The 25,996-nt window shown below is 74.1% G+C and carries 19 protein-coding genes; 6 read left to right on the top strand and 13 right to left on the bottom strand.

The genetic code is table 11. The features are described from left to right. Window positions 1–68 precede the first annotated feature (68 nt). Window positions 69–1,037 (bottom strand): NAD(P)-dependent alcohol dehydrogenase, encoded by a 969-nt coding sequence (locus HGB44_RS22385; protein WP_061080490.1) that lies wholly within the window; start codon window positions 1,035–1,037, stop codon window positions 69–71. 323 nt (window positions 1,038–1,360) lie between these two features. Between HGB44_RS22385 and HGB44_RS22380 the strand changes: the two genes are divergently transcribed. After that, a complete protein-coding gene (locus HGB44_RS22380; RefSeq protein ID WP_061080489.1) occupies window positions 1,361–2,608 on the top strand; it encodes a DUF5685 family protein in 1,248 nt (415 codons plus the stop codon). 132 nt (window positions 2,609–2,740) lie between these two features. Here the strand turns inward: HGB44_RS22380 and HGB44_RS22375 are convergent, their stop codons facing one another. The 10 genes from HGB44_RS22375 to HGB44_RS22330 form a co-directional block, all read right to left on the bottom strand. Beyond that, window positions 2,741–3,025, bottom strand: coding sequence for a hypothetical protein (locus HGB44_RS22375; RefSeq protein ID WP_061080488.1), 285 nt, complete (start codon window positions 3,023–3,025; stop codon window positions 2,741–2,743). A 299-nt stretch (window positions 3,026–3,324) separates the two neighbouring features. Then, the gene (locus HGB44_RS22370) at window positions 3,325–4,062 is read right to left on the bottom strand and encodes an SDR family NAD(P)-dependent oxidoreductase (protein WP_061080486.1); all 738 of its coding nucleotides are present in this window, start codon (window positions 4,060–4,062) and stop codon (window positions 3,325–3,327) included. A gap of 340 nt (window positions 4,063–4,402) precedes the next feature. Continuing rightward, window positions 4,403–9,052 (bottom strand): hypothetical protein, encoded by a 4,650-nt coding sequence (locus HGB44_RS22365; RefSeq protein WP_231972418.1) that lies wholly within the window; start codon window positions 9,050–9,052, stop codon window positions 4,403–4,405. Between the two features lie 161 nt (window positions 9,053–9,213). After that, on the bottom strand, window positions 9,214–9,831 hold the full coding sequence (locus HGB44_RS22360; protein WP_061080485.1) for an ABC transporter ATP-binding protein: 618 nt from the start codon (window positions 9,829–9,831) through the stop codon (window positions 9,214–9,216). Window positions 9,832–9,847: 16 nt separating this feature from the next. After that, the gene (locus tag HGB44_RS22355; protein ID WP_061080484.1) at window positions 9,848–11,917 is read right to left on the bottom strand and encodes a hypothetical protein; all 2,070 of its coding nucleotides are present in this window, start codon (window positions 11,915–11,917) and stop codon (window positions 9,848–9,850) included. A 72-nt stretch (window positions 11,918–11,989) separates the two neighbouring features. Further along, window positions 11,990–12,286, bottom strand: a complete 297-nt coding sequence (locus HGB44_RS22350) for a lactococcin 972 family bacteriocin (protein WP_017564627.1) — start codon at window positions 12,284–12,286, stop codon at window positions 11,990–11,992. A gap of 364 nt (window positions 12,287–12,650) precedes the next feature. After that, complete coding sequence (locus HGB44_RS22345; protein ID WP_061080483.1) at window positions 12,651–13,553, bottom strand: GntR family transcriptional regulator; 903 nt, start codon at window positions 13,551–13,553, stop codon at window positions 12,651–12,653. Between the two features lie 230 nt (window positions 13,554–13,783). Further along, entirely contained in the window at window positions 13,784–14,812 is a 1,029-nt protein-coding gene (gene pdxA / locus HGB44_RS22340; protein WP_061081621.1) for a 4-hydroxythreonine-4-phosphate dehydrogenase PdxA, read from the bottom strand. Beyond that, complete coding sequence (locus tag HGB44_RS22335; protein WP_061081622.1) at window positions 14,809–16,008, bottom strand: four-carbon acid sugar kinase family protein; 1,200 nt, start codon at window positions 16,006–16,008, stop codon at window positions 14,809–14,811. The genes pdxA and HGB44_RS22335 overlap by 4 nt, the downstream gene beginning before the upstream one ends. After that, the gene (locus HGB44_RS22330) at window positions 16,005–17,048 is read right to left on the bottom strand and encodes a 2-keto-3-deoxygluconate permease (protein WP_061081623.1); all 1,044 of its coding nucleotides are present in this window, start codon (window positions 17,046–17,048) and stop codon (window positions 16,005–16,007) included. Before HGB44_RS22330 ends, HGB44_RS22335 begins: the two co-directional genes overlap by 4 nt. A gap of 762 nt (window positions 17,049–17,810) precedes the next feature. Between HGB44_RS22330 and HGB44_RS22325 the strand changes: the two genes are divergently transcribed. The 4 genes from HGB44_RS22325 to idi all read left to right on the top strand — a co-directional run bounded on the left by HGB44_RS22325 (window position 17,811) and on the right by idi (window position 22,250). Further along, window positions 17,811–19,214 (top strand): family 2B encapsulin nanocompartment shell protein, encoded by a 1,404-nt coding sequence (locus tag HGB44_RS22325; RefSeq protein WP_061081624.1) that lies wholly within the window; start codon window positions 17,811–17,813, stop codon window positions 19,212–19,214. A 52-nt stretch (window positions 19,215–19,266) separates the two neighbouring features. After that, complete coding sequence (locus HGB44_RS22320; RefSeq protein ID WP_061081625.1) at window positions 19,267–20,598, top strand: family 2 encapsulin nanocompartment cargo protein terpene cyclase; 1,332 nt, start codon at window positions 19,267–19,269, stop codon at window positions 20,596–20,598. 98 nt (window positions 20,599–20,696) lie between these two features. Further along, entirely contained in the window at window positions 20,697–21,557 is an 861-nt protein-coding gene (locus HGB44_RS22315) for a geranyl diphosphate 2-C-methyltransferase (RefSeq protein WP_061081626.1), read from the top strand. 96 nt (window positions 21,558–21,653) lie between these two features. After that, a complete protein-coding gene (idi, locus tag HGB44_RS22310) occupies window positions 21,654–22,250 on the top strand; it encodes an isopentenyl-diphosphate Delta-isomerase (protein WP_061081627.1) in 597 nt (198 codons plus the stop codon). 157 nt (window positions 22,251–22,407) lie between these two features. Here idi and HGB44_RS22305 read toward each other — a convergent pair whose 3' ends face one another. Together HGB44_RS22305 and HGB44_RS22300 are read right to left on the bottom strand one after the other, a co-directional pair. Next, complete coding sequence (locus tag HGB44_RS22305) at window positions 22,408–23,226, bottom strand: metallophosphoesterase family protein (RefSeq protein ID WP_061081628.1); 819 nt, start codon at window positions 23,224–23,226, stop codon at window positions 22,408–22,410. Window positions 23,227–23,355: 129 nt separating this feature from the next. After that, window positions 23,356–23,859 carry a DoxX family protein gene (locus tag HGB44_RS22300; RefSeq protein ID WP_061081629.1) on the bottom strand — a complete coding sequence of 168 codons (504 nt, stop codon included), beginning with the start codon at window positions 23,857–23,859 and terminating at the stop codon, window positions 23,356–23,358. Window positions 23,860–24,407: 548 nt separating this feature from the next. On the opposite strand from HGB44_RS22300, the gene HGB44_RS22295 reads away from it, so the two are divergent. Next, complete coding sequence (locus tag HGB44_RS22295; protein WP_061081630.1) at window positions 24,408–25,892, top strand: sodium/glutamate symporter; 1,485 nt, start codon at window positions 24,408–24,410, stop codon at window positions 25,890–25,892. Window positions 25,893–25,996 lie beyond the last annotated feature (104 nt).

Raw genomic sequence — 25,996 nt, 5'->3', positions numbered from 1 at the left:
CAGGGGGGAGCGTGCCGCCCGTGCGGACGGCACGCTCCGGGCGCCGGAACCGGACGCGGCCGTTCGCCTCAGGCCTCCGGATCGACCACGCGCACCACCACCTTGCCCCGGATCCCTCCGGCCTCCAGCGCCCGGTGGGCCTCGGCGATCTCGGCCAGGGGCAGGATCCTGTCCACGACGGGGCGGATGGCTCCCGACTCGGTCAGGCGGGTCAGTTCGGCGAAGAGCTCGTGCCCGGGGTTGCCGCTGAACGCGCGGATGCGGCGCGGACCGAAGACGGCCGAGGTGACGATGTGGGAGAGCGACGCGAGCATGCGCTCCGTGTCGAAGGTGATGGTGACCATGCGCCCGTTCCTGGTCAGCCGCCTGCGGTAGGCGGGCATCCCGGTCCCCACCGTGTCCAGGACGACGTCGAAGGGCGGCAGGTCGGCGGCGCCGGTGCTGGCGTAGTCGAAGGCCTCGTCGGCGCCCAGCTCCCGCACGAAGTCGAGGTGCCTGGCCCCGGCCAGCGCGGTGACGTGGGCGCCGTAGGCCCGGCCGAGCTGGACGGCGACGCTGCCCACTCCGCCGCTCGCGCCCCGCACCAGCAACCGCTCGCCCGGGGCGAGGCGGGCCTTGTCCCGCAGCGCGGTGACGGCCGTCGTGCCGACGCCGGGCAGGGCCGCGGCCTCGACCAGGTCGGTCCCCGCCGGGGCGAGGGACAGCTGCCGGGGCGCGACGGCCACGAACTCGGCCGCGCTGCCGAACGTCCGGGGCAGCCCGCCCCACACCCGGTCCCCCGGTGCGAACGCCGAGACGTCGGCCCCCACCTCGACGACCTCGCCCGCGAAGTCGATCCCGGTCCGCTTGGGAAAGCCCCTCTCGACCAGCCCGGTCACCAGGCGCACCCCGCCCGCACGGCCCACCAGCTCGCCGCCGTTCACGCTGGCGGCGTGCACGCGCACCAGCACCTTCCCCGGGCCGGTGCCGGGCTTGGCGATCGTGCCCTCGTAGAGCACCTCCGGGCCGCCGTACCGGTCGTACAGCGCCGCGCGCATCTGACTCACTGTCCTGTTCCCCTCCGTCAGCCGCCGCACGTCGGGTCCGTGCGGGGTCCTCTTCGTGCACGCTACGCCGTAAACGGACGCATCCCTCCACTTATGGCCGATGTGAGAGACAGTGCCGTCGGTTCCTCTCGGATCGCCCCGTTAACTGGCACGGGCCCCGGCGGGCGGACCCGGCCGCGTGAACGCGACCGTGTCCCCGAAACCCTGCGGAAGGGGTCCGAACGGCCGGAACCTCCCGCGCGGCGCGGGCATCGAACCCCGGTGTCCAGCACAGCCCGCCACCGCTGCGGGGTCGGAAGAAGAGGTGTCAGTCCGTGTTCGGAATCCTGCGTCCCTGTCGGCACACGCTGTCCGACGGACTGGCCGAGGAGTGGATGTCGCACATGTGCGGGCTGTGCCTGGCGCTGCGCGACGACCACGGCCAGGCGTCCCGGATCGCCACCAACTACGACGGTCTGGTGGTGTCGGTCCTGGCCGCGGCGCAGTCCGAGGAGTGCGCGGGCACGCGCAGGGCTGGTCGCTGCCCCCTGCGCGGCATGCGCGGGGCCGATGTCGCCGACGGCTCCGGCGCGCGCCTGGCGGCCGCGGTGTCGCTGATGCTCGCCTCGGCCAAGATCGCCGACCACATCGAGGACGGCGACGGCCCCTACGCCCGCCGCGGCGTGCGCGCGCTCGCCGGACGGGTGGCCGAGCGCTGGCGGCGCGACGCGCGTGAGGCGGGCGCCGGGCTCGGCTTCGACGGCGCCGGACTGGTCGCGGTGGTCGACCGCCAGCGGGAGGCCGAGTCCTCTGCGGGACCGGGCACCGACGTCCTGACGGTGACCCGGCCGACCGAGGAGGCCACCGGCGAGGCGTTCGCGCACACCGCCGTCCTGGCGGGACGGCCCGCCAACGCCGAACCCCTGCGCGAGGCGGGACGCCTGTTCGGCCGCGTAGCCCACCTGCTGGACGCGGTCGAGGACCGCGTGGAGGACCGGGAGAAGGGCGCCTGGAACCCGCTCACGGCCACCGGAACCGGGCTCGACCGGGCCCGCGAGCTGTGCGACGACGCCGTCCTGGGCGTGCGGCTGGCGTTGCGGGAGGCCGAGTTCGTCGACGACCGCCTGGTTCGCGCACTCCTGGTGGGGGAGCTGCACCGCGCCGTCGACCGGGTCTTCGCCCACGGCGGGTATCCGCACCAGGGGCAGCGCCAGAGCCACCACCCCCATCACCAGCAGCCGCCCCACCAGCGGGGAGGGAACGGGAGCGGGGCCCACGGAGCCCACCACGGCGGTGGGCACGGGGGCGGCTCCGGCGGGGAGGGGTCCGGTTCCGGTGGGCCCCGGGACAAGGGCGGCTGCTGCGCCTCCTGTTCGTGCGACACCCCCGAACTCCGGCACCCGCCCAAACAGCGGGGCGTTCTGGCGGGTTGCGCGGTGGCGCTGTTCATGTGCGGCACCTGCCAGTTCTGCTGCCGCGACCCCCACCCCGGGCCGTGGTCGGGCAAGCCGCGGAGCTCGTGGTGCGATGCCTGTGAGTGCTGCAACTGCTGTAACTGTTGCGACTGCTGTTGCTGCGACTGACGTTCAGGCCGCACGGGGCGGGAGCTGAGGACGACTCTCCCGGGAGGCGCGTGCACCGGACGCAGGCGGCGGGTCGAGGACGCTCCCTGCGGGTACACGCGTCACCGGACGCGGGGACGGTCTCCCGGCCCCTCATTCCTCCCAGTCGTCCCACTCCTCCTGCCGGGCCCGCTCCCAGCGCTCCAGGGCCTCGCGCTTCCGGGTGAGGCGCTTTTGCACCGTGGCGATCTCGGGGCCGAGGATGGTGTTCCTGAAGCCCCAGTCGATCTCCTCGGCGGTGGGCGGCTCGATGCTGTCCGCCGCCCAGCGGCGGCCGGGGACGGCGCCGGGGTTGCAGCGCAGGGTCCAGCCGGGGTTCCTCCGCCGGAACTCCTGGAGCACGGCGTCGAAGGTGCGGGGTTCGGTGTGATCGGGCATGGCCTCACCTGGGGGCGATCCGGGAACCGTGCTGCGGAAAGCGGGTCGTGCGGCTGGCATCCAGCACACTAGACCCTTCCTGCTTCCCGGTCAGGGGTTTCACGAAATCCGTTGGCCGACCGCCGACCCTGACCGCCGCGTCGGCCCCGGCCCCCACCCCGACCGCGAACTCCTGGGCGCGGACCACGGGCCCGTCCCGACGGGTGGCCTCTGACCCCGGCTACCGACCGAGGGCCCGTCCGGACGGGCGCCCGTGCCAGCGGACCCCGCGAGGCGCGGCACGTCCCGGACCGCGCCGGTCAGCGCAGGTACGAGGCGCCGTTGACGTCCAGGACGGCGCCGGAGGACCACACGGCCTCGGGCGAGGCGAGGTAGCGCACGGCGGCGGCGACCTCCTCGGGGGAGGCCACACGCCCGAAGGGGCTGTCGGCGCGCACCCGGTCGGTGAGGCGCTCGGCCACGCGCTCGGTCTCCACGAACCCCGGAGCGACGGAGGCCACGGTGATGCCGTGCGGGGCCAGGGCGACGGCCAGCGACTGGCCCAGGGAGTGCAGGGCGGCCTTGCTCGCGCCGTAGGCCGGGTGGTCGGGCTCACCCCGGTAGGCGCCGCGCGATCCGACGTTGACGATGCGGCCGCGCACCCCGTGGTCGATCATGTGCCGGGCGGCCAGGTAGCTGGTGTTGGCGGCGCCGAACACGTTCACGTCCATGGTGGTCCGCCAGGCCCGCCGCCACTGCTCGTAGGAGGTCGTGGCCAGGGGGTGGGCCGTGTTGACCGCGGCGTTGTTGACCAGGACGTCGAGCCCGCCCAGATGGGTGGTCGCCCGCCCGACCAGGTCGGCGGCCGCGTCGGGGTCGGCGATGTCGGCCTGGAGGAGGACGTGCCCCTCACCGGGGAGCCCGGCCAGGGTGGCCTCGGCCTCGGCGCGGCGGGTCGCGTAGTGCACGGCGACCCGGTCGCCCAGCTCCGCGAACGCGGTGGCCACGGCCCGGCCGATGCCCCGGGCGGCGCCGGTGACCAGGACGGCGCGGCTCACCGGAGCCCTCCGCGAGCCGTGGCGGTCGGGGCGGGGAGAGAGGTCCGGTGATCAGGCATGGACGGCACTCTAGTCCGTCATCCTGGTTGTTCCACAGCGCGGGCCCCGTCCCGGAATGATCCGCCCGATCGGGGGCCGGACGCGAACACCCCACACAGCCGCGGGGACGGGCGTGGTCCGCGCGATCGGGGGAAGGGCTCCTGGTCCGTCACCGTCCACGGTCCCCCGGCGCGGGCGGGCCCCGTCACCGGGAGCCGCGGGCTCCGGGGAGGCCCACGTTGTTCCACGCGCTCCTCTCCGCCGTCGGCACGATCGCCGGGGAACACACGGGCACCAGGTGTCAGGCTCTGCCCTGTTCCTCCCAGGCCCGGGCGAACATCTCGTGTACGGGCGCCACGGGCCACACCCCGGCGAGGGGCCCCTCGATCCGCTTGTCGATCCTGGCCCGGGCCAGGTGGGAGCCGAGCTTGGCCGTCTCCAGGGGCAGGTGCGGGGCCCTGAGCTCGGTCCAGTCACCGGGGACGAAGAGCGTCCGACCGGCCCGCGAACGCCTGCCCTGCTCGACCGCGCCGGTTTCCAGGAGGCGGGCGGCGGTCCTCTTGTGGTGCGCGGGCGCCCAGCGGTTCCACCGGCGCACGTTGCGGTCGGTGGGCCGGGACAGGGTGAGCAGTTGCAGGTACAGCGCCGCCGCGTCGGCGTCCACGTCCAGCCTGCCCGCGACCTCCTCCACCAGGTCCGGGACGCTCAGGCGCGGGTCGGCCTCGAAACCGCCCGCCGGGACCGGGGTGTCGGCCGCGCGCGCGGCCATGCGGGCCATGCCGCCGTACAACGCCGCCGCCCTGCGGACCTCCCGGACGGTGTCGCGCAGGTCCAGTCCGGCCAGCGCCTCCACCGTGCGCTCGACGGCGGCGGGGTCGAACAGCCCCGCGGTCAGCAGCACGGGCACGACCGGGCGGTCCATCCTGGGCTCGTGGAGGACGAGAACGCCGTCGCTGTGCATCGGCCACGCGGCGGAGCCGGGTTCGAGGGCGCGCTCCGGCCCGACCCGGACGGGGTCGGCCCCGGCCCGCTCCGCCCACGCCCGGACCGCGGGGGCGGGCACGTCACAGGACAGCGGAACGTACGACCCGGGGCGGCGCAGCCCCGCCGAGAGGCGCGCGTGCAGCTGCGCCGCTCCCGCGGCGGCGGGATGGCCCACCGGCAGTTGGAGCGCGGCCCAGGAGAGCACGGTGGCCGGGTCGCGGAAGAGCAGGGCGAGGGCGCCGACACCGTGGATCCTCTCCCTGGTGTCATCGCGACGGACCTCCAGGCTCCCCCAGGAGTTCTGGACCAGGTGGCGGGGCTGGTCGGCGGCGGCGTGGCCCTCCCCGGAGGAGTCGGCGAGCAGGCCGGTCCAGGAGGGGTCCATGGCCAGGTCCGCCGCGAACAGGTCGGGTACCTCGGCCTCGGCCTTCGCGGCGGCCCGTTCGGCCCGGGTCGGCTGCGCCCCCAGGAGTCCGACCCACGCCCGGGCCATGCGCTCGGCCGCGGCGACGGTGCCGCCGGGCTCCCACAGATCGGCCGGGTCCTCGGGCACGGCTGCCAGAAGCATCCCGCGGCGCTGCTCGTTGCTCAGCCTCGCGCCCGTCCTGCGGTACTCCGCGCGGGCGGCGCCCTTCTCCGGCGCTGCCCTGGGACGGCCGAACTCCCCGGACAGGACGAACTCGGCGGTGGCCCCGGCGACCCGTGTGATCGTGCGGAAGGCCGCGACCGCCTCGGGACCGAACACCACCGGGCCCCGCCGGTCGAGGAGTTCCAGGAAGCGGTGCAGCCGGGCGGCCTCGTCGCGTTCGATCCGCACCGGGTCCTGCTCCTCGGCCCCCTCTGGTGCGGGGGCCGACTCCGCGCGCACGTAGACATAGCGCCGCTCCGGCAGATAGCGGCCCGACCAGTGTCGCGCCTCCCTGCCGTGCCTGCGCAGCAGGGGAGAGGGCGGTTCGACGATGACGGCCCGCCCGGCGGCCAGCAGGGGCGCGAGCGAGGCGCCGGTGGCCAGGCCGCACACCCACGCCGTCCCCCGTTCAGCGAAGGGCTGATCGGCCCACACGCGCAGCAGCGCCACCAGCGCCTCGCGCTCGCGGGGGCCCGCGCCGCCGGTGGCCAGGCGCCACAGGACCGCGTCGGTGCGGCCGAGCAGGGGGTCCCAGCGCGCGGGCGCGCCGGGCGGGCTCAGTCTCCGGGTGTGTTCGTCGGTGCGGCCGCGCAGCCGCGCGCCGTCGGCGGTCAGGGCGGTGACCGTGGCCGCCAGGTCGCGGGAGGAGGAGCGGAACGCTGTCTCCGGGGAGTCGAACAGTCCCGCCAGCGCCTTCTCCAGATCCGCGTCGATGGCCTCCGCCAGGGGTCTCAGCAGGGTGCCGGCGCGCACGAGCGCGGTGCGCCGGGACATCTCCTCGCGGCGCAGGCGCAGTTCGGCGGCCCACAGCACCGCCCACACCAGGCCGCCCGTGCCGTCGATCAGTGCCTCGTCGGTGACTTCGGGCAGCAGGCGGGACAGGGCCTCGCGCACGGCGGCCGCGCGGACGGGCGAGGTCCGGGCCGAGGATGCGAGCAGCGCCTCGGGGGAGGAGGGGTCCTCGGCGCCGGGCGCGTGCAGGGCCGCCTCGATGAGTCGGCGCGCGGTGGCCTCGTCCACCCGGCGCAGGGCGCGGGAGGCGGCCGGGTCGCGCGGGGACAGGAAGTGCCAGAAGGCGGGCGGCGGCATCAGGGGGAGCAGGCCGTTGCCCTCGTGGTTCCTCAGCCGGGCCTTGGGGTAGGCCCAGGTCTCCCAGAGCAGGGAGCGGTCGTCGGCGTCCCGGCACTGGATCACCGTGTGGCCCTCCTTCCAGCGGTAGGCCAGCAGCCCTTCCGCGGTCCCGCCGGGCATGCGCAGGACACCCCAGTACGTGAGACCCGGGTGGTCGGGGAGCGGAGCGCGCCGCTTGTCGGTGCCCTCCAGGGCCCGCTGGGCCTGCAGGTCCCCCTCCGCGCCGGGGCCGGTCCAGACGACGCGGAAGCCCGCGAGCCCGTCCGCCGAACCCAGCGGGGAGTCGTCCACCCCCTCCGGCAGGCCGACCAGGTGCAGGCGCGTGTCCAGGTAGTCGACGTAACCCAGCCGGGGGTCCGGGGTGAGGAAGTCGGGGCAGGTGAGGCCTCCGCTGACGCCGGTGGCCGCGTCCACCTCCGGAAAACCGCTGTCGCCCTGGCCGGTGTTCGACCAGACGCGTGTGCCGTCTCCCAGGTGGTCGTGGACCTGTGCGACGCCCCGGCGGTCCCCGGGGCGCAGGACCCCGTCCTGGTCGTAGCGGCCCCCGTCCGGAGAGGCCAGGACGAGGCCGAGGTCGTGGCAGTGGGCGCTGCCGTGGTTGAAGAGGGCCGGGGATGAGGCCGTGTCGAACACGTCCTCGGGCACCGAGCACCACAGCGCCCGCTGCGACCGGTGGCCGTCGGTCTTCCCGCTGGTGGTCCAGGACACCTGGAAGTCCCCGCCCACGAAGTGCACGGTGTGCTCGTCGGCGTCCTCGGGCAGGGTGAAGGAGCAGGACCCGCGCCTCTCCCGGTGGTCCACGGCCACCGCCGCGTCCCTGCCGTAGACGGTCAGCACCGGCCAGGTGGAGGTCATGCCCCGGACGCCGCCGTCGCGGGCGCCGATCTCGGCCACGGCCTCCTCGAAGGCCCGCCAGCCGTACTCGCCGGGCACCCCGAACCGGAGGGTGCGGGCCAAAGGCGCGGCCAGGTCGAGCCCGTCCAGGATCTCCTCGACCTCGTCCAGGTTCCGCATGACCTCGTGGGAGAGGCAGGCGTCGAGTTCGATGAGCCCCCTGCCGGCCGACTCCAGCAGGCCGTCCCGGACCCGTTCGACCTCGGCGTTCATCTGCTCCAGGAACCGCGGGTGCGGCCTCGTCCCGCCCTCGGTGTTCCGGGGGCCGCGGAGGGGGCGCCCGACCCCCGCGGGCAGGTCCACCACGATGCCGTGGAACTCGCAGGCCCTCACGAGTTCGCCGTCCACGCGGCCGTGCCGGTAGCGGCCCTCGTAGAGGCGCACGGGGGCCTTCTCCTCGCGGATCCGCGGGGCGATGCGCCCCAGCAGCGCGTACAGCTCCCCGGGCATCCGCTGCCGGGTCACGCCCTGGCCCACCCACCGGTAGCCGTACATGAAGAAGTAGCGCGACAGCCAGGCGCCGTAGCCGCCCTCCGGGAGCAGGCGCCCTTGAGCCATGTCCTCGGCGACGCCGGTGGTCTCCAGAAGACGCAGCCACGGGGCGCCGTCGGTGACCGAGGCGGGGAAGAGGACGGCCAGGCCGGGGCGGTCCTCCTCGGACGGCGGCGCCTCGGCGAAGACCCGGCCCGCCGCCTCCAGCACGCTCACCGGGATCTCGCGTCCCCCGGAGGCCGCCAGCACCCGGCCCAGGGCACGCGCCTCCTCGGCCCTCCCCAGCCCCGCCGCTCCGGCCGAGGCGCGCAGCCGGGAGGGCAGCCCGGCGGGGACCGGTGCGCAGCCGGCCGTCCAGGAGTCCAGGAAGCGCAGGAACTCCCGGTGCGCCTCCCGGGGCGGCAGGAGCGCGGCGAGCCTGGTGCGGTGGGCGCCCAACTCCTTGGCGGGGAGGGCGCCGTACCGGGCGAAGAGCAGGGCGTTCTCCACGGTGTGATGGGGATCGACGGGGAGCGCGTGCGCGGCCTCCGCCTCGCGCGCCCGGGTGAAGGCCGACCCCGCGCGCTTCCTGTCCGGTTCGACCAGGCGGTGGCCGACCGTGTCCCAGAACCAGGGCAGGTACGCCTCGGGCAGGCCGGAGGAGGCGAAGTGCTCCGCCAGGTCGGACATGAGGCGTCCCCGGGCGCGGTGGCGCAGGGCCAGCCGCGCCCCGACCGCGTCGAGCAGTTCGAGGGCCTGCTGTCGGCGGCCGGGGTCCTGGGCCCGGGCCCGGTCCAGCAGGAGCGTCGAGGAGGAGGGGGCCGAGGGGAGGGAGAGGGGCATGCGCAGCAGTATTCCAGCGGTCGCGGACAGTCGCGGTACCCCGAGGCGGAACCGCTTCCGGCGGGGCACCGGACTCCCCGCCGCCAGCGGCCGCTGGAACCTCCGCCGCCGGTCGGACGCCCGGCCCTGCCGTTACCGGCCGCCGGTCGTGTCCGCCCCCGCTACGCGCCCACGTCGAAGGCGTCGTCGCACGCGTCCCGGACGGCGTCGTCGTGCGTGGCGACCACCACCGCGCAGCCCTCCCGGCTCATCTGGCGCAGCACCTCCACGACCATCGCGCCGTTGTCGTGGTCCAGCGCGCCGGTGGGCTCGTCGGCCAGCACCAGGGAGGGCTGCTTGACCAGCAGGCGGGCCAGGGCCACGCGCTGCTGCTCGCCGCCGGACAACCGGTGCACCTTCTCCCGCTCCCGTCCCGCCAGGCCGACCCGCTCCAGCGCCGCGGCGTGGCGCGACCTGGTGCCGTACCGCTTGACGATGTCGAGGTTGGCCTGGACGGTGGCGCTCTCGACCAGGGCGTAGTTCTGGAACAGGTAGCCGAGCTTGTCACCGCGGAAGCGCCGCTGCCCGCCCGGGCCCAGGCGGGTGACGTCGGTGCCCTCGAAGAGGATCCGGCCCGCGCTGGGCCTCTCCAGCAGCCCCATGCAGTTGAGCAGGGTGGTCTTGCCCGACCCGCTGGCGCCGACCAGGGCCAGCATCCGCCCGGCCTCCACGGTCAGGTCCAGGTCCTGCCACAGCACGCGCGGTCCGAAGGACTTGGTGAGCTTCTCGACGGTGATCATGGTGCTTCCCGGGTGTTCAGGCCTGCGAGGAGCCTTCGCGGACGATACGGCGGTGGAAGAAGGCGAGCGCGCCCAGGGTCAGGACGAGTCCGGTCGCCGCGATGGCCGCGGCGTAGAGGGGTTCGAGGCCGGTGGTCGGCACCAGTTCGGGCGGCAGCATCCTGCCGGGGTCGCGCAGCGCCCGCAACGTGGTGAGCGAGTCCCACGCGGCCCAGCCCGCGAAGCCCAGCGAGATGCCCGCCTCGAAGGCCAGGAACCGCCGGTGCGTGGCGAGGAAGCCCCACCCGCTGATGTGCCGGGCGAAGACGGTCTGGGCCCGGGTGCGCGCGTGGATGACGCACGAGGCGATACCGGTCAGCAGCAGCAGGGCGGTACCGGCGACCAGGTTGAACGCCTCGATCCGCAGCAGGGCCAGGTCGGCGGCGTAGGCCCCGGCCGCCTTGTTCAGGATCGGCTGGACCGCGTTGACGTACTCGGCCATCCGTGGATCGGCCTCCCGCGCCCGCTCCACCACGCTCGGATCGGGGAACAGCACGGCCTCGTGGGTCATGTAGGTGACGTAGGCGCTGTCGGAGAGCACGGCGCCGTTGGGCAGGGCGATGACCACCGGGTCGCGCAGGAAGGGCAGCTCCCGCTGGGCGAAGGGGGCGCTCGACCCGTAGGTGAACACCGTCTGGCCGTCGGCCGCGGGCAGGACCTCGACGCTGGCCCCGGACTCCTCGCCGCCGTTCTGGAGGCGCAGCCAGTCCGGCGCGGCCCGCTCGATGTCCTCGCGGTGGGAGGCGTGCGACCGCGGGAGCAGGACCCGGACCTGATCCTCGGAGGCGGCGGGGCCGTAGCGCTCGCCCGAGGGGGACACGACCTCCTGCTCCGCGAGGTAGGTGTCGTTGACCACGAGCACGTCGAAGCCGGGCCGCCCGGTCCCGACCGGAACGACGGACTCGGGCGCGTGCTGGTCGGCGATGATGATCCGGCCCTCCCGGTCGGCCCGGCGCAGCCAGGGGCCGAGGAGGGAGTTGGCGGTCTCGGGGTCCTCCATGCCGACGCTGCCGTTGAGGGTGATGTGCGAGGTCTGGCCGGTCTGGGCGAAGGTCTCCAGCGAGGCCCGCTGCTCCCGCGTGGTCTGCGCCAGGTGGACGACCGACCCCAGGACGGTGAGCACCAGGAGCAGGACGGGCACGCGCACCAGGTAGGCGCCCGTCTGGGTGGTGCGGACGGGGATGCGGCCCTTGAGCGCGGGCAGGATCGCGGTGGTGTGCACCAGCCCGAGCACCGCGGCGTGCACGGCCAGGGCCACGGCGGCGAGGATCCCCGCGAACACCAGGGCGACGAGGGCGAAGAAGCCGAGCTGGTTCCAGCCGTTGTAGAGGCCGAGGCAGACCAGGGTGACCAGGGCGACGGTGGGCAGGGCCGCGCCCCACAACCGGGCGACCTGGCCCAGGTCGCGCAGCAGGATCCGCCCGTAGGAGCGCCCCAGCAGCCGCTGGACGGCGTAGTCCCGGGAACCGAGCAGCACCCCGGCGCTGATCGCGGTGACGCCCACCAGCAGCGCCAGGGCCAGGACGTTGAACAGCGGGCCGCCGAGGAAGGACTGCCACAGCCGCGCCTGGCTGCCGCCCACGTTTGAGCTCAGCCCGTGCTCGGCGAGCGCCTCGGTGAGCACGCGCGCGTTCTCCGGCGGCCCGAAGACCAGGTAGTAGCCGCGCGGGCTGCGTTCGGCGAGCGCGTCGACGGGGTGGACGCGCAGTTCCGTGGCGGGGTTGAAGGACGGGTAACCCTCGGTGAGCCAGTCGGCGTACCGGGAGTCGGGGTCGCCGACGGCCAGGTACAGGTGCGACAGCGACTCGGGGGTGCGCACGTCGGGGGCGGTGAAGCCGATGGCGATGCCCTGCTCGACGGCGACGCGTTCGACGGTCTGCGCGACCCGTCCGCTGTCGGAGGTGCCGTCGTCCTCCACGATCCACACCACCGCCGAGTGCTGCGCCGTGGGGATCGTCAGCTCCCACGTGGCGAGCAGCAGCGCGGCGATGAGCGCGGCGAGCAGCAGGAACGCGGTGTGGGCGAAGGCGATGGTCCGGTTGGGCATGGTCTCCTGGAGCGGTCGCGGACACGGGGGCGACCCGCCGACGGGGGACGTCAGCGGGTCTGTCGCGGTCGGCTACCCGCAGTGCCTCCAGTAGCTCTCGTTGTTGTACAGGGCGCGGGGAGCCGACGCCCGGGAGGTGTACCCCGGCAGGTACGCCGCGGACGTGACGGTGTACCTGCCCACCGCCGTGGAGCCGTGGCAGCGCGACCCGTGGAAGTAGTCGGAGTACACGACCGAGGAGGTGAGCCCGTGGTACCAGGTCCCGCCGCCGACGTAGCTGACGGCGGCCGCGGCGACGCCCGCGGTCCCGGCGGTGAGCCCGGCGGCTATCGCCAGGGTCGCCGCCGCCCGTTTGAGGGTGTGGGGCATGGTGCCTTCCTCTCCTGGCCTCCGCTGGAGTTCTCGGGGAGGGCCTTCGCGATTCGCTGTGAGGGGTGTCGTCTCGTGGGGGTGGGGGTAGCTGCCGTGCCTGCGCGCCGGGCCGCGGGCGGCGCCCCGGAGGCGGGGGGAGCCCCGTCGGTCCGCGGCTCCTCCCACCACCCGGAGCGCGGGAGGGGGAGATACCCCGCTCCGATCCGGCTGAAAGCCCGCTGACCGGTTGCGGACAGGCCCGACCCCGCCACCTGCTGGTCCTGTGCCCGGGCCGCCCGCATGTCCGAAAGGCGGCGTACACACGACGGACGGCCCTTGTACGGCTTCGGCCGCTCGGGTAGGGCGGGGGTCCCGCGTGTGCTCAGTCCGCGTCGCGCAGGCGGGCCAGTTCGGCGTGCAGCTCCTCGGCCAGCTCCACGGCGCGGTCCAGCCGCGGTCCGCGGGCCGCGTCGACCGGGGCCGCGTCGACCGGGGCCGTGGGCCGGGACGCGGTCAGCGACGGGCCCGGGGCGATGCGCACCTGGTCGGCGGCGCCCTCGGCCTCGATGTCGAAGACCACCCGGTCGGAGCGGTGCCAGCTCTCGAACCACTCCAGGGGCGCGCCCTGCTGGTCGAAGGTGCCGCCCTCCAGCAGCAGCAGCGGGGCGTCGGCGGCCACGCCCAGCTCCCGGGCGATGCGCGGGTCGGCGGGCACGGCGCGGATCTGCCTGCGCCCGCTCGTGGGAACCGCCGCGAAGCGCTCCTCCATCAACCGGTGCAGGGAGGCGTCGCGCAGCATCGCGGCGTCCAGGGCGGCGAAGCGCTCGGCGGGCAGCCAGGTGCGCACGTAGGACAGGGGGTCGCCGTCCAGGGAGCGCATCCGCTCCAGACGCAGCAGCTCGCGCGTGCCCAGGTGGCGCGTCGCGGAGGGCACACCCGAACGGGTGGCCTCCAGGGACAGCACGGCGGTGGACAGGCGCAGGCCGTCGGCGGAGAACTGGTCGAACAGCCCGGTCACGCGCTGCACGAACCGGTGGTGCTCGGTGGGCACGGCGGCGACCGCCGCGCGCCCCCGCGTGCGGCGGACCGCCCCCTCGTCCTCCAGCGTGGCCAGCGCCTGGCGCACGACGCTGCGCGAGACCCCGAACCGTTCGCGCAGGGACGCCTCGCTGGGCAGGGTGTCGCCGGGGGCGATCGAGCGGTCGCGGATCTCCGCGCGCAGCACTCCGGCGATCTGCGCGTGCAGCGGTCGGGGGTCGGTGCGGTCCACGGGCATGCGCAACATTCTAGGGTCGTCCCTGCTCTCGGGGCGGCCGCCCCGAGAGGGGAAGCCCCGTGTGGCGGGCCCGCCTCTGGTGGGCGCCCCGCAGGACGGGCGGGGCGCCCGCGACAGGCGGGCCGGTCGGGGGAGCGGTGGCGCGAGGGGCGCGGCCCTGTTCCCCGTGGTGCGCGGGCGTTCCCGCGCACCACGGGGACCGGGGGTGTGCGCACGGGCGCGCAGCACACCCCGCCCGGCTACCCCTCGGTGCGGGTGGCCTGCCAGACGTGGCCCCAGCCGGGGGCCAGTTCGGCCGCGCGGCGGATCGCCAGCACGAGGCTGGCCTCGCGGGCGATGCCCCGGCCCGCGATGTCGAAGGCCGTGCCGTGGTCGACCGAGACCCGCACCACCGGCAGACCCGCGGTGATGTTGACCCCGTCGTCGCCGTAGACCGCCTTGAAGGGCGCGTGTCCCTGGTCGTGGTAGCAGACCGCGACCAGCTTCCACTTGCCCTTGACCGCCGCCGGGATCAGGGCGTCGGCCGGAAGCGGCCCGTGGGCGTTGATGCCCTCCTCGCGGGCGCGGGCGATCGCGGGCGCCAGCACGTCGGCGTCCTCGTCGCCGAACAGGCGGTTCTCACCCGCGTGCGGGTTCAGCCCCGCCACCCCGATGGGCTCGTCCGGGCTGCCCTGGGCGCGGGCGAAGGCGCTCATCAGGCGCAGTACCTGGAGGGTCCGCTCCTGGGTGACGCCCTCGATGGCCCGGCGCAGCGACACGTGCGTCGTCAGGTGGAAGAAGGACAGCTCGTCCGCCGACAGCACCAGGCTGTAGTCCTTCACCCCGAACTCGTGCGCGAGCAGCTCGGTGTGCCCGGGCCAGGCGTGGCCGCCCAGGTGCATCGCGGCCTTGTTCAGCGGCGGGGTGACGATGCCCTCCACCAGGCCGCGCCTGGCCAGGTCCACGGCGGCGATGACGAACCGCGCCGCCCCGTCGCCCGCCTCCGCGCTCAGCTCGCCCGGGGGGACGTGGCCCAGCGAGGGACCGGTCTGCACGACGTCGATCACGCCGGGCTCGTCGGCGGCCTCGGCCGGGGAGGCGACGGTGTTGACCGCCTCCGGGTCCCCGCCGACGGCGGTGACGGCGTTGCGGAGCGCGTCGGCGTCACCGACCACGACGGGCTTGGCGTACTCGCGGACCTCGGGGTGGTGCAGCAGCGCCTTGGCCGTGATCTCGGGGCCGATCCCCGCCACGTCGCCGAGGGTGACTGCCAGTGTGGGACGGCTCATGCTTTCCTGCCTTTCGGGTGGCGGACCGCCTCGGCGGCCTCCAGTAGCGCGCTGGGGGATCCGAATCCCCCGGCCTTGGTGACGATGGCGCGGCCGTGCCGGGGCCCGCCGGACAGCGTTCCGATCGGGATGCCGGGCGCGACCTCGCCGGTCAGGGCGATGGCGCGGGCCTCCAGCGCCCGGGTCAGGGCGCGGGCCCCGTCGCCGCCGGTGACGACGAACCCGGACAGCTCGTGCCGTCCGGCCAGGGCGGAGGCGAACTCGCCCATGCGGCGGGCCACGGCGGCGGGGTCGAGCTCGCCGTCGCGGTCCTCGGGCGCCACCAGCGCCGTGTGGGCCGTCGAGGGGTCGAAGCGCTCCAGTGCCTCGCGGGTCCAGGAGCGCCAGGCCTCGTCGTCGGCGAGGTCGCCCGGCGCGGGCTGCTCGATGCGGGTGCGCGGGTCGGCCACCAGCTCCTCCACCTGGCCGCGGGCGGTCTGGTGCAGCGAGGTGACGACCACGAGCGCGGGCGCCGGGGCCTCCTGCGCGGCCCAGGAGCGGGCCAGTCGGGAGGCGAGCCCTGCCGAGCCCACGGGCACGGCGTCCGGGCCCAGGGCGGTGACGGCCGCCGCGAGGCGGTCGAGGTCCTCCTCGGTCTCGGCGTCCACGACCACGACCGGGCCGCCGGCGCGCAGCAGCTCGGCGTCGGCGCGGGCGTCCCGGCCGGTGAGCCGGACGTGCTCGGCGTCCAGCAGGGCCGCGATCCGGCTCTCGGTCACCGGGGTCACCGGGTCGCGGCCGACCGCGGTGCGGTGCACCTCGACCCCGTCGACCAGGAGCACCCCGTCGCGGACCGTGCGCCCCGTGGCCGGGAAGGCCGGGCAGACCACGGCGACCGCGTCGGGCGACCAGGCCGAGAGCGTCGCGTCGATCTCCGCGCGGATGGGACCGCGCAGGGTGGAGTCGACCTTCTTGTACAGGCGGGCCGCGCCCGCCCCGCGCAGGCGCCGGACGGCCTCGTCGGCGGCCCGGGCGGCCTGCTCCGCGGGCAGCGCCCGCGAGTCGGTGCTGACCGCCACCACCTCGGCGGTGGAGGGGGCGGGGGAGAGCTGGAGCTCGGTGCTCCACCCCGCGCGCAGGAACTGCACGGCGGTGTCGCCCGCGCCGGTCAGGTCGTCGGCGACCACGGCCACGCGTGGCTCCGCGGGTGTGCTCACGGGTTCTCCTCCTTGGCCTCGACGGACGCGGCCGACGCGGTGGCGCGGTCCTGCTCCTCCCTCTCCGCCTCGGCGGGCGAGGCCCCGGCCCTGCGCAGGACCCACGTGGTCACCAGCGGGGCCAGCAGGGCGGTGACCAGGACGCTCGCGGCGACCTGGGAGGTCGCGGTGCCCACGTAGGCGGCGAACGACGGGTCGGCCGCGGCGACGATGGCCGGGGTGGCCACGGCGTTGCCGGAGGTGGTGCCGGCGGCGAAGCCGACGCCGGACTCCTTGCCGCGCCGCAGCAGGAACCTGTAGCCGAGGTAGACGAACCCGCCGGTGACCAGGGTGATGACCACGCCCATCAGGACGCCGGTCAGCCCGCCCCGGGCCACGTCGGCCAGGTTGATCCCCGTGCCTAGGGCGAAGGCGAAGAACGGGATGACGATGGCGGGCACGGGCCTGAGCACCTCGCGCCACTGCGCGTCCACGTTGCCCACGACCACGCCGAGCACGAACGGGATGATCGCGGCGAGCAGGGTCGTCAGCGGGATCTGGCCCAGCCCCGAGGCCCCGATGAACAGCAGGGCGAAGAAGGGGCCGTCGTTGACCGCTCCGGCGATGTAGGCGCCGCGGTCGCGGGCGCGTCCGTACTGGCCGGTGATGGCCAGCCACAGCCCGCCGTTGGCGTTGGTGGCGGCGGCGATCATCGCCAGGATCGACACGCCCAGGACGCCTTCGGGACCGGTGGCCACGGCGAGCGCGATGATCAGCAGGCCGGGGATGACGCTCTTGCCCAGGAGCACGACACCGGTGGTGGCCAGGACGGGGCCGCTCGTGCGGAGCGTGACCTGGGTGCCGGTGGCGAAGATCAGCAGGGCGATCAGGGGCATCGCGCTGTCCTTGAACAGCGCGGTGGTGAAGCTGCCGATGTCCAGTGCCCCGGGGGCGAAGGTTCCGATGACCGATCCCAGGACCAGGGGGATCAGCATCGCCCCGCCGGGGATCTTGTTCATCCAGTGGTAGAGGGGCACCAGGGACCCGTGGTCGTCGCGCATAAGTATCCGTTCGCAGGGATGGCCCGGCGGGCGGCCCGTGGAGGTCGGAGGCCGGTACACATGTTGTCCGTACAGAGTGTACGTACAAGTTGGGATGATGTCAGATCCCGGCACACGAATTCACATCGGGGCGTCGGCGGGTCGGGGTGCGGGGGCGTCGCGGAGGTGGTGCGGGGGCGGTCGCGGGGGCGTGTGGCCGGGATGGTGTGATCCGCGCCACGTGTGGGCCGGTGGCCTCCCGCGGAGGCGGCTCCGGGGTCGCGGTGCGGGCGTGTGGCATCGGCTGGCCGTAATTCCTCTCGTTCGTGACCGGGAAACGGCGTACCCGGTATTTCCTCGTGAGGAATTCACATCATGAAATGTCCCGAATTCGGGGTTTCTGTTCGTAGTTATGTTCGTTCTCGGGTGCGAGGGTCGCGGAGGATTTTGGGGGCGTGTGCCCTGTTCGTTGGCTTGTGGTGTGATCGTGAAGTGCCTTTCGGTGGGGTGTGTGCACCCGGGGTCGGTGGAGGCGGAACAGATATGGGACAGGAGTTCCCCCGGTGTCGCCGAGAAAAATTCTGATTTCCTTGCGGAGCCCGAATGGCCGCTCCTAGGGTGATCAGCGGTTTACGGAGAAAGCTGGCCCGTGCGTCAACTGCCCTGGTCACGTCACGTATCCGAGTACGCGCAATCCCTTCCCTACCCGCGTCCGTCCCGCGGGGCCACCTCCCCCGGCCCCGCGGGACGGGCACGCGACCAGCATGAGGAGAGACACGGCGGATGTCGATCGACTCGGCTCCTGAGGTACGGAGCAGCAAGCAGCAGAGCCTGGGGACCGCGGCCGCGCGGAACCTGGCGACCACCACCAAGTCCACGCCGCAGATGCAGGGGATCAGCTCCCGGTGGCTGACCCGGATGCTTCCGTGGGTGCACACCGACGGCGGCGCCTACCGGGTCAACCGGCGGCTGACCTACACCGTCGGCGACGGGCGGATCGAGTTCGAGCAGACCGGCGCCCAGGTCCGGGTCATCCCCCACGAACTCGGCGAGCTCGCCCTGCTGCGCGGCTTCGACGACGAGGACGTGCTGGCGGCCCTGGCCAACCGCTTCGTCCAGCGCGACTTCGAGTCCGGCCAGGTCCTGGTGGAGGAGGGCTCGGCGGTCGACAGCCTGTACCTGCTGGCGCACGGACGCGTGCACAAGACCGGCACCGGCCCCTACGGCGAGGTGGTCCGGCTGGGCGTGCTGGCCGACGGCGACCGGTTCGGCGACCAGCACCTGCTCGGCACCGAGCCGGTGTGGGAGTTCACCGTCAAGGCCGCGACGTCGGGCACGCTGCTGGAGCTGCCCCGGCGCGAGTTCATCGCGATCCTGGACGACTCGCCCGCCCTCCAGGCCCACGTCCAGCGGTACCTGTCCCTGCCCGGTGAGCGGCAGAACAAGCACGGCGAGGCCGAGATCGCCCTGTCCTCGGGCCACATCGGCGAGGCCGAGCTGCCCAGCACCTTCGTCGACTACGAGCTCAGGCCGCGCGAGTACGAGCTGAGCGTGGCCCAGACCGTGCTGCGGGTCCACAGCCGGGTCGCCGACCTCTACAACAAGCCGATGAACCAGACCGAGCAGCAGCTGCGGCTGACCATCCAGGCCCTGCGCGAGCGCCAGGAGCACGAGCTGGTCAACAACCGCGAGTTCGGCCTGCTCCACAACGCCGAGTTCAAGCAGCGCATCCAGACCCACTCGGGGCCGCCCACCCCCGACGACCTGGACGACCTGCTGAGCATGCGCCGCAACACCCAGTACATGTTCGCCCACCCCCGCGCCATCGCCGCCTTCGGCAAGGAGTGCAACAGCCGGGGGCTCAACATCGGCACGGTCGAGGTCAACGGCCACCAGCTGCCCGCCTGGCGCGGCGTGCCGCTCCTGCCCTGCGGCAAGATCCCGGTCACCGAGCACCAGACCTCGTCGATCATCGCGGTCCGCACCGGCGAGGACAACGAGGGCGTCATCGGCCTGTACCAGACCGGCCTGCCCGACGAGGTCGAGCCCGGCCTCAACGCGCGCTTCATGGGCATCGACGACAAGGCCGTCATCTCCTACCTCGTCAGCACCTACTACTCCGCCGCGGTGCTCGTCCCCGACGCCATCGGGGTCCTGGAGAACGCCGAGGTCCACCCGCGTGGCTGAGCACCCGACACGGTCAGGGAAGGAGGTCTAGACGGTGCCATCGCTGCCCAGGATGTCCGCCTCCGTCGCCTCTCCGGAGGCGGCGGCCCTGGTGGACGACCTGCTCCGCGACCCGCGGCGCCCCGGGAGACCGGACCTGCTGGTGTCCGCGGCCGCCCCGCGGACGCCTCCCGCGCCCCGGTTGCCCGTGGGGTCCCGCGAGGTCGGCACGTCGGCGCTGCGGCTCCGGCTGCCCGACTCCCACATCGCCGACCAGAGTCCCGGCGCCCTCGCCGTGCGCACCGGGGGACTCCGCGTCCCCGGGCACCCCGGCGGGCCGGGCGCCGTGGGCGTCGCCGCCCCGGTGCGGGAGCGCCCGGGGGCCGGCGCCCCGTCGGAGGGGTCGGCCCCCGTCTCCGAACCCGAGGGGCCCGAGGTCGACGGGGAGCGGATCCCGGCGCTGTACTGCCCGCCCGCCGTCCGCGACGACCCCGCCCTGGGCGACGAGGTCGACGACCGGCTGGTGGCGTGGGCCGAGGAGGTGGGGGTCTACCCCGGCCAGCTCGACCGCGTCCGCGCGGCCGGGTTCGGACGCCTCATCATGCTCGCCCACCCCGAGACCGACGATCCCGACCGCCTCCTGGCGGCGGCCAAGTGCGCCCTGGCGGAGTGGTCCGTGGACGACCACTACGTCGACGGCGAGGCCGAGGAGGCGCACCCGGAGCTGCTCGGCCAGCGCCTGGCGATCGCCCACTCGGTCATCGACCAGGCGCACCTGCCGCTGCGCTACGCGCCCCAGCTGGAGGAGGTCGTGCGCGAGGACCCCGTGATGCGGGCCCTGCGCTCCAGCCTGGGCAACCTCGGCGCCTACGCCACGGCGTCGCAGGTGCGCAGGCTCCGCCACGAGCTGGCGATCATGTTCGTGGCCTACAACCAGGAGGGCGTCTGGCTGGCGACCGGACACCGGCCGCCGGTCTGGGAGTTCCTCATGCACCGGCACGAGAACAGCTTCGTGCCGTGCATGGCGCTCATCGACGCGGTCGCCGGGTACGAGCTGCCGCACCAGGAGTTCTCCGAGCCGAGCGTGCGCCGCGTGTTCACCCTGGCGGGCAGCGCGAGCGTGATCGTCAACGACCTGTACTCCATGGGCAAGGAGGACGTCACCGACCTCAGCCTGCCCCGGCTGATCGCCACCGAGGACGGGTGCTCGCTGGGTGAGGCCGTCCGGCGCACCGTCGACGTCCACGACGAGCTGATGCACGCCTTCGAGGCCGAGGCCGCCGCCCTGGCGCTCAGCGGATCGCCGGAGCTGCGCCGCTTCCTGTGGGGCCTGTGGGCCTGGCTCGGCGGCAGCCGCGAATGGCACGCCCGCAGCCCCCGCTACCACGGGGCGGGCACCGACTGAAGGGGCCGCGCCCGGCGCGGCCCCTCCCCCCTCCGCGGCCCGGCCCCGAACCCGGGCCGGTCCCGAACGCACACACCACGACAAGGAGTTCCTCCGCGATGACCGAGACCATCAGCCGATCGACGAACGTCCTGCGCACCGCCTACCAGGAGTCCGTGGCGGCGTACTGGAACGCCGAGAAGGACCCCGTCAACATCCGCCTCGGCGAGGTCGACGGCCTCTACCACCACCACTACGGCATCGGCGACTACGACCCGTCCGTGCTGGAGGGCCCGGAGCAGACCCGCGACGAGCGCATCATCCAGGAGATGCACCGCCTGGAGACCGCGCAGGCCCACCTGCTGCTGGACCACCTGGGCGCGGTCGGGCCCGACGACCGGATCATGGACACCGGCTCCGGGCGCGGCGGCACCAGCTTCATGGCCAACCAGCGCTTCGGCTGCCACGTGGACGGGATCAGCATCTCCGAGCAGCAGGTCGCCTTCGCCAACGGCCAGGCCGAGGAGCGGGGCGTGGCCGACCGTGTGCGCTTCCACTTCCGCAACATGCTCGACACCGGCTTCGAGACGGGTTCCCTGCGCGCCAGCTGGAACAACGAGTCCACCATGTACGTGGACCTGTTCGAGCTCTTCCGCGAGCACGCCCGCCTGCTGGAGTACGGTGGCCGCTACGTCACCATCACCGGCTGCTACAACGACGTCACCGGCGGCCGCTCCAAGGCGGTCAGCCGCATCGACGAGCACTACACCTGCAACATCCACCCCCGCAGCGAGTACTTCCGGGCGATGGCCGCCAACGGACTCGTCCCGATCGAGGTCGTCGACCTCACCGAGGCCACGATCCCGTACTGGGAGCTGCGCGCTCAGTCCTCCGTGGCCACCGGCATCGAGGACCCCTTCCTCACCGCCTACAAGGAGAACAGCTTCCACTACCTGCTCATCGCGGCCGACCGCGTCTGAACCCCCGGGGCGGCGCGGACCCCGGCCGCGCCGCCCCGGGGAGCATCCGCACCCGTCGAGCACCCGCCCTCCCGCCGTCGAACACGAAGGACACCGATGACCGCCAGAACGGACACCGACCACCGCTCCGCCGCCCCGGACGACCGCACCGCGCAGCAGGTCATGCTCGAACTGGTCGACGAGGACGGGGTGACGATCGGCACCGCGGAGAAGCTCTCCGCCCACCTGCCCCCCGGACGGCTGCACCGGGCCTTCTCGGTCTTCCTGCTGGACGAGCGGGGCCGCCTGCTGCTCCAGCGTCGCGCCCTGGGCAAGTACCACTCTCCCGGCGTGTGGTCCAACACCTGCTGCGGCCACCCCTACCCCGGTGAGCCGCCCTTCGCGGCCGCGGCCAGGCGCACCGGCGAGGAACTGGGCGTGGCGCCCGCGCTGATGCGGGAGGCCGGGACCGTGCGCTACAACCACCCCGACCCGGTCTCCGGGCTGGTGGAACAGGAGTACAACCACCTCTTCGTGGGCCTGGTGCGCGACGGGCTGCGCCCCGACCCCGGGGAGATCGCCGAGACCGCGTTCGTCGACCCGGCCGGGCTCGCGCGGCTGCGCGGGGAGCACCCGCTCTCGGCCTGGTTCGCGACCGTGTTCGACGCCGCGCTGCCCGCGGTGCGCGGGCTGGTCCCCGGCGCGGGCTGGTAGCGCCTCCGGTCGCCCATGGACCGGCCGGAACCGTCGCTGGTGTGACACAAGGGCTCTGACCTGCGTCTTGACGAGGTTGGGCGGTCGAGGCGCGCTATGAGTACAAGAAGCGTCACGGCCGGTGGGGCGGGACGCGGCGGACCTTCGCGGTCAACCGTTAGGGCAGGATGCGGCGCGGTCCCTCGGGCGGGTGCGGACGGGCGCCCCACTCCCGGGGATAGCCCAGCGAGACCTCCACGTGGGGCACGCCGTCGACCACGATCGTGCGCGGGATGTGCAGGTGCCCGTAGACCACCGCGCGCGCCCGGTAGCGCACGTGCCAGTCCGCGGTGGCCTCCGTCCCGCACCACTGGGCGAACTCGGGGTGGCGCAGGATCCTGGTGGGTTCGCGCACGAGCGGGAAGTGGTTGACCAGCACGGTGGGCAGGTCCGCGTCCAGCGCGTCCAGCCGCTCGCGCGTGTACTCCAGGCGGGCACGGCACCAGGCGTCGCGTCCGGGGTGGGGGTCGGGGTGCAGCAGGTACTCGTCGGTGCACACCACGCCCGCCTCGTGGGCGACCGCCAGCGCCTCCTCCTTGGTGCGCGTCCCCTCGGGCCGGAAGGTGTGGTCGTACAGGACGAACAGGGGGGCCACCACGACCGGGCCCCCGGGCCCCGGCCACACCGGATAGGGGTCCTCGGGGGTGTGCACGCCCAGGCCGCGCAGGCCCTCCACCAGGTGCCGGTAGCGCGCCTCCCCGCGTAGCTGGACGGGGTCGGCGGGCGTGGTCCACAGGTCGTGGTTGCCGGGCACCCAGACCACGGTGGCGAACCGGTCGGCAAGCAGTTGCATCGCCCACAGGACGTCGTCGCTGGTCTCGGCGACGTCCCCGGCCACCAGGAGCCAGTCGTCGTCGGACTCCGGTCGCAGCCCCTCGGTGAAGGCGCGGTTGTCACCGTGCCGTACGTGCAGGTCGCTGATGGCGAACAGGCCCATCCCACCGTCTCCCCGTGTCGGCTCCGGTCCGCGGCCACCCTACACAGGCACGTGTGAAGGCCCTCGCGTGCGCCCCGGTGTGCACGCGGGGGCAGGCGAGAGCCGACCCGCGCCCCGCCGCCGGGCGGCTCACGCGGAGGCCCCGGCGCGGGGCGTCCGCGCGGGGGAGTCCGGCACCGCGCGCCGCCGGGCGCGCAGGTGGTGGAGCAGCACGGCGAGCGTCGCGGCCAGGAACACCGCCTGCATGGCGGTGCGCACGGGCAGGCTCTCGGTCATCCCGGCGGCCGCCCCGGTGGTGATCGCGTGGACGTTGGCCGGGAACATGACCACCAGCAGGGCGCTGAGCCCGGCCGCGGCCCAGGGCGAGGTGCGCGCCCACAGGACGCCCGCGGCCCCCGCCAGTTCGAGGACGCCCGTGACGGTGACCAGCAGGGCGGGAGCGGGCAGCGCGGGCGGGACCATCGCGACCAGCTCCTCGCGCATGCCCACGAAGTGCGACACCCCGGTCAGGGTGAACATGGCCGCGATCCCGCCCCGCAGGGCCAGCGGCCAGGAGCGGAGCGGGCGCACTCCCGCGGCGCCGAGGACGAGCAGCAGCGCGGTGACGCCGACGAGGGCGATGAGGGGTTCCATGGTGCTTCCTCCCGGTTCGTGTTCCTGCCCTGCGATCTTTCCGCTGGAAATATTCCTCCCGGCGGCGGAACTTGTCAATGGAAAGATGGAGGGGTCGGGTGTCGGAGGAGGGGCCCTGGACAGGAGCGGGACGTCCGTGCGCTCCGGGTGACACTTCCCATCCCGGAGACGGGCGGCCGGGCGGACCCGCTCGGGTAGGGCCCACGGCCACCGGCGCAGGAGTCCCGTTCCGTCGGTCGCCGCGAAGCCGTCAGTGGAGCCGCGTTCGGTCCTTGACCCAGGTGGGAGCGGTGGCGGACGCGGTCGTCGCGGGGCGCGCGGGGTGGTCGGGACCGTGCGCCGCGTCCGCTCCGGTCGCGCTGCGTCCGTGTTCGACACCACTAGGGCGTGTGTAGGATGCCGCGGGTGATCGTGACGACACGGTCACCCGAGCCGTGGTGCCTCCCCCCTGCCTCCCCGCCACGGCGCCGAGCCGAGGCGTACCGCCCCCGACCCTCTCGTGTCCGGGTGCGTACGCGTCCGCGGAACCGACACACGAGAGGTAGAGGATGAGCCCTGAGACCGTCGGCCTCGCGCTCCTGTTGCTGGGAGTGCTGCTGCTGACAGCGAAGCTGGTACGGGTCAGGTGGAAGCTGACACAGAGGCTCTACCTGCCCGGGTCGATCATCGGCGGCGGTGTCGCGCTGCTCCTGGGACCCGACGTGTTCGGGCGCCTCATGGGATGGTTGGCCGACCGGGGCGTCGGCGGGGGCTTCGCCGAGCGCGCGGCCGAGGGCGGGCTCTTCGGCGCCGACGTGATGGCGGTCTGGTCCGCCCTGCCCGGCCTGCTGATCTCGGTGGTCTTCGCCAGCCTCTTCCTCGGCAAGCCCCTGCCCCGCTTCCGCGAGGCCGCGTCCCTGGCGGGCCCCAACCTCGCCTTCGGCGTCACCATGGCCAGCGGCCAGTACGTGATCGGCCTCGTGCTCGCCCTGCTGGTGCTCGCCCCCCTGTTCGGCGTGCCGGTCATCTCCGGTGCCCTGATCGAGATCGGCTTCCTCGGCGGGCACGGGACCGCGGCGGGCCTGGGCGACACCTTCGACCAGGTGGGCTGGGCCGAGGGGCAGGACCTCGCCCTGGGCATGGCCACCGTCGGACTGCTGTCGGGGATCATCGTCGGCATCGTCCTCATCAACTGGGGCGTACGCCGCGGCAAGTCCAACGTGATCAGCGCCGACACCCGCGGCAGCGACACCGAGCAGGCCGGGCTGGTCGAGCCGGGCAAGCGCTCGGCGGGCTCGACCATGACCGTCCACCCCTCGTCCATGGACCCGCTGACGCTCCACTTCGGGCTGGTCGCCCTCGCCGTGCTGATCGGTCAGCTCATCCTCATGGGGTTGCAGTGGCTGGAGCGGATGCTGTGGGCCGACATCATCGAGATCATGGCCTTCGTGCCGCTGTTCCCGCTGGCCATGATCGGCGGCATCGTCCTCCAGGTGTTCATCGACCGGTTCGACCGCAACGACGTGGTGGACCACGGGACCGTCGAGCGGGTCCAGGGCCTGTCGCTGGACGTGCTCATCATCGCCGCGATGGCCACCCTGTCGCTCCAGGCCATCGCCGACAACATCGCCGCCTTCGCGATCCTCGCCGTGGCGGGCATCCTGTGGTCGCTGTGCGGCTTCCTGTTCCTGGCGCCGCGGATGATGCCCAACCACTGGTTCGAACGGGGCATCGGCGAGTTCGGCCAGTCGCTCGGCGTCACCGCCACGGGTCTGGTGCTGATGCGCGTCGTCGACCCGGAGATGAAGTCACCCGCCTATCCGGCGTTCGGCTACAAGCAGCTGATCTTCGAGCCGTTCTTCGGGGGCGGCCTGGTCACCGCGGCCGCCATCCCGCTGATCATCAGCCCGCAGGTGGGGGCGGTGGGCTTCCTGGCGATCATGGCCGTGGTCCTGGCGGTCAGCCTGCTCACGGGCCTGTTCGTGCTCCGGCGCCGGTCGCGCGGGGGCGCCGTGCCCGAACGGCGGGCCGAGGAGGCCGAGACGGTGTCCTGACCCGGGGGCGCGTCCGCCGGCCCGGTCCCGGCGGGCGGGGCGCGGGGACCAGCGGTCAGGACCGGTCCGGTGCTCCGGTGACGCTGCGCGGCCCCGGCGCGGGA

This window comes from Nocardiopsis alborubida, assembly GCF_012396365.1.
GTDB classification, from domain to species: domain Bacteria; phylum Actinomycetota; class Actinomycetes; order Streptosporangiales; family Streptosporangiaceae; genus Nocardiopsis; species Nocardiopsis alborubida.
Note: the sequence above shows the minus strand (reverse complement) of the source record. Positions and strands in the feature narration are given on the sequence as shown.

Excerpts from the sequence above, each read along its gene's own strand:
- HGB44_RS22355 (WP_061080484.1), bottom strand. The coding sequence starts at position 11,917 with ATGCCCAACCGGACCATCGCCTTCGCCCACACCGCGTTCCTGCTGCTC.
- idi (WP_061081627.1), top strand. The coding sequence starts at position 21,654 with ATGACCGCCAGAACGGACACCGACCACCGCTCCGCCGCCCCGGACGAC.
- HGB44_RS22375 (WP_061080488.1), bottom strand. The coding sequence starts at position 3,025 with ATGCCCGATCACACCGAACCCCGCACCTTCGACGCCGTGCTCCAGGAG.
- HGB44_RS22365 (WP_231972418.1), bottom strand. The coding sequence starts at position 9,052 with ATGCCCCTCTCCCTCCCCTCGGCCCCCTCCTCCTCGACGCTCCTGCTG.
- HGB44_RS22320 (WP_061081625.1), top strand. The coding sequence starts at position 19,267 with ATGTCCGCCTCCGTCGCCTCTCCGGAGGCGGCGGCCCTGGTGGACGAC.
- HGB44_RS22305 (WP_061081628.1), bottom strand. The coding sequence starts at position 23,226 with ATGGGCCTGTTCGCCATCAGCGACCTGCACGTACGGCACGGTGACAAC.
- HGB44_RS22300 (WP_061081629.1), bottom strand. The coding sequence starts at position 23,859 with ATGGAACCCCTCATCGCCCTCGTCGGCGTCACCGCGCTGCTGCTCGTC.
- HGB44_RS22350 (WP_017564627.1), bottom strand. The coding sequence starts at position 12,286 with ATGCCCCACACCCTCAAACGGGCGGCGGCGACCCTGGCGATAGCCGCC.
- HGB44_RS22385 (WP_061080490.1), bottom strand. The coding sequence starts at position 1,037 with ATGCGCGCGGCGCTGTACGACCGGTACGGCGGCCCGGAGGTGCTCTAC.
- HGB44_RS22330 (WP_061081623.1), bottom strand. The coding sequence starts at position 17,048 with ATGCGCGACGACCACGGGTCCCTGGTGCCCCTCTACCACTGGATGAAC.
- HGB44_RS22295 (WP_061081630.1), top strand. The coding sequence starts at position 24,408 with ATGAGCCCTGAGACCGTCGGCCTCGCGCTCCTGTTGCTGGGAGTGCTG.
- HGB44_RS22345 (WP_061080483.1), bottom strand. The coding sequence starts at position 13,553 with ATGTTGCGCATGCCCGTGGACCGCACCGACCCCCGACCGCTGCACGCG.
- HGB44_RS22360 (WP_061080485.1), bottom strand. The coding sequence starts at position 9,831 with ATGATCACCGTCGAGAAGCTCACCAAGTCCTTCGGACCGCGCGTGCTG.
- HGB44_RS22325 (WP_061081624.1), top strand. The coding sequence starts at position 17,811 with ATGTCGATCGACTCGGCTCCTGAGGTACGGAGCAGCAAGCAGCAGAGC.
- pdxA (WP_061081621.1), bottom strand. The coding sequence starts at position 14,812 with ATGAGCCGTCCCACACTGGCAGTCACCCTCGGCGACGTGGCGGGGATC.
- HGB44_RS22315 (WP_061081626.1), top strand. The coding sequence starts at position 20,697 with ATGACCGAGACCATCAGCCGATCGACGAACGTCCTGCGCACCGCCTAC.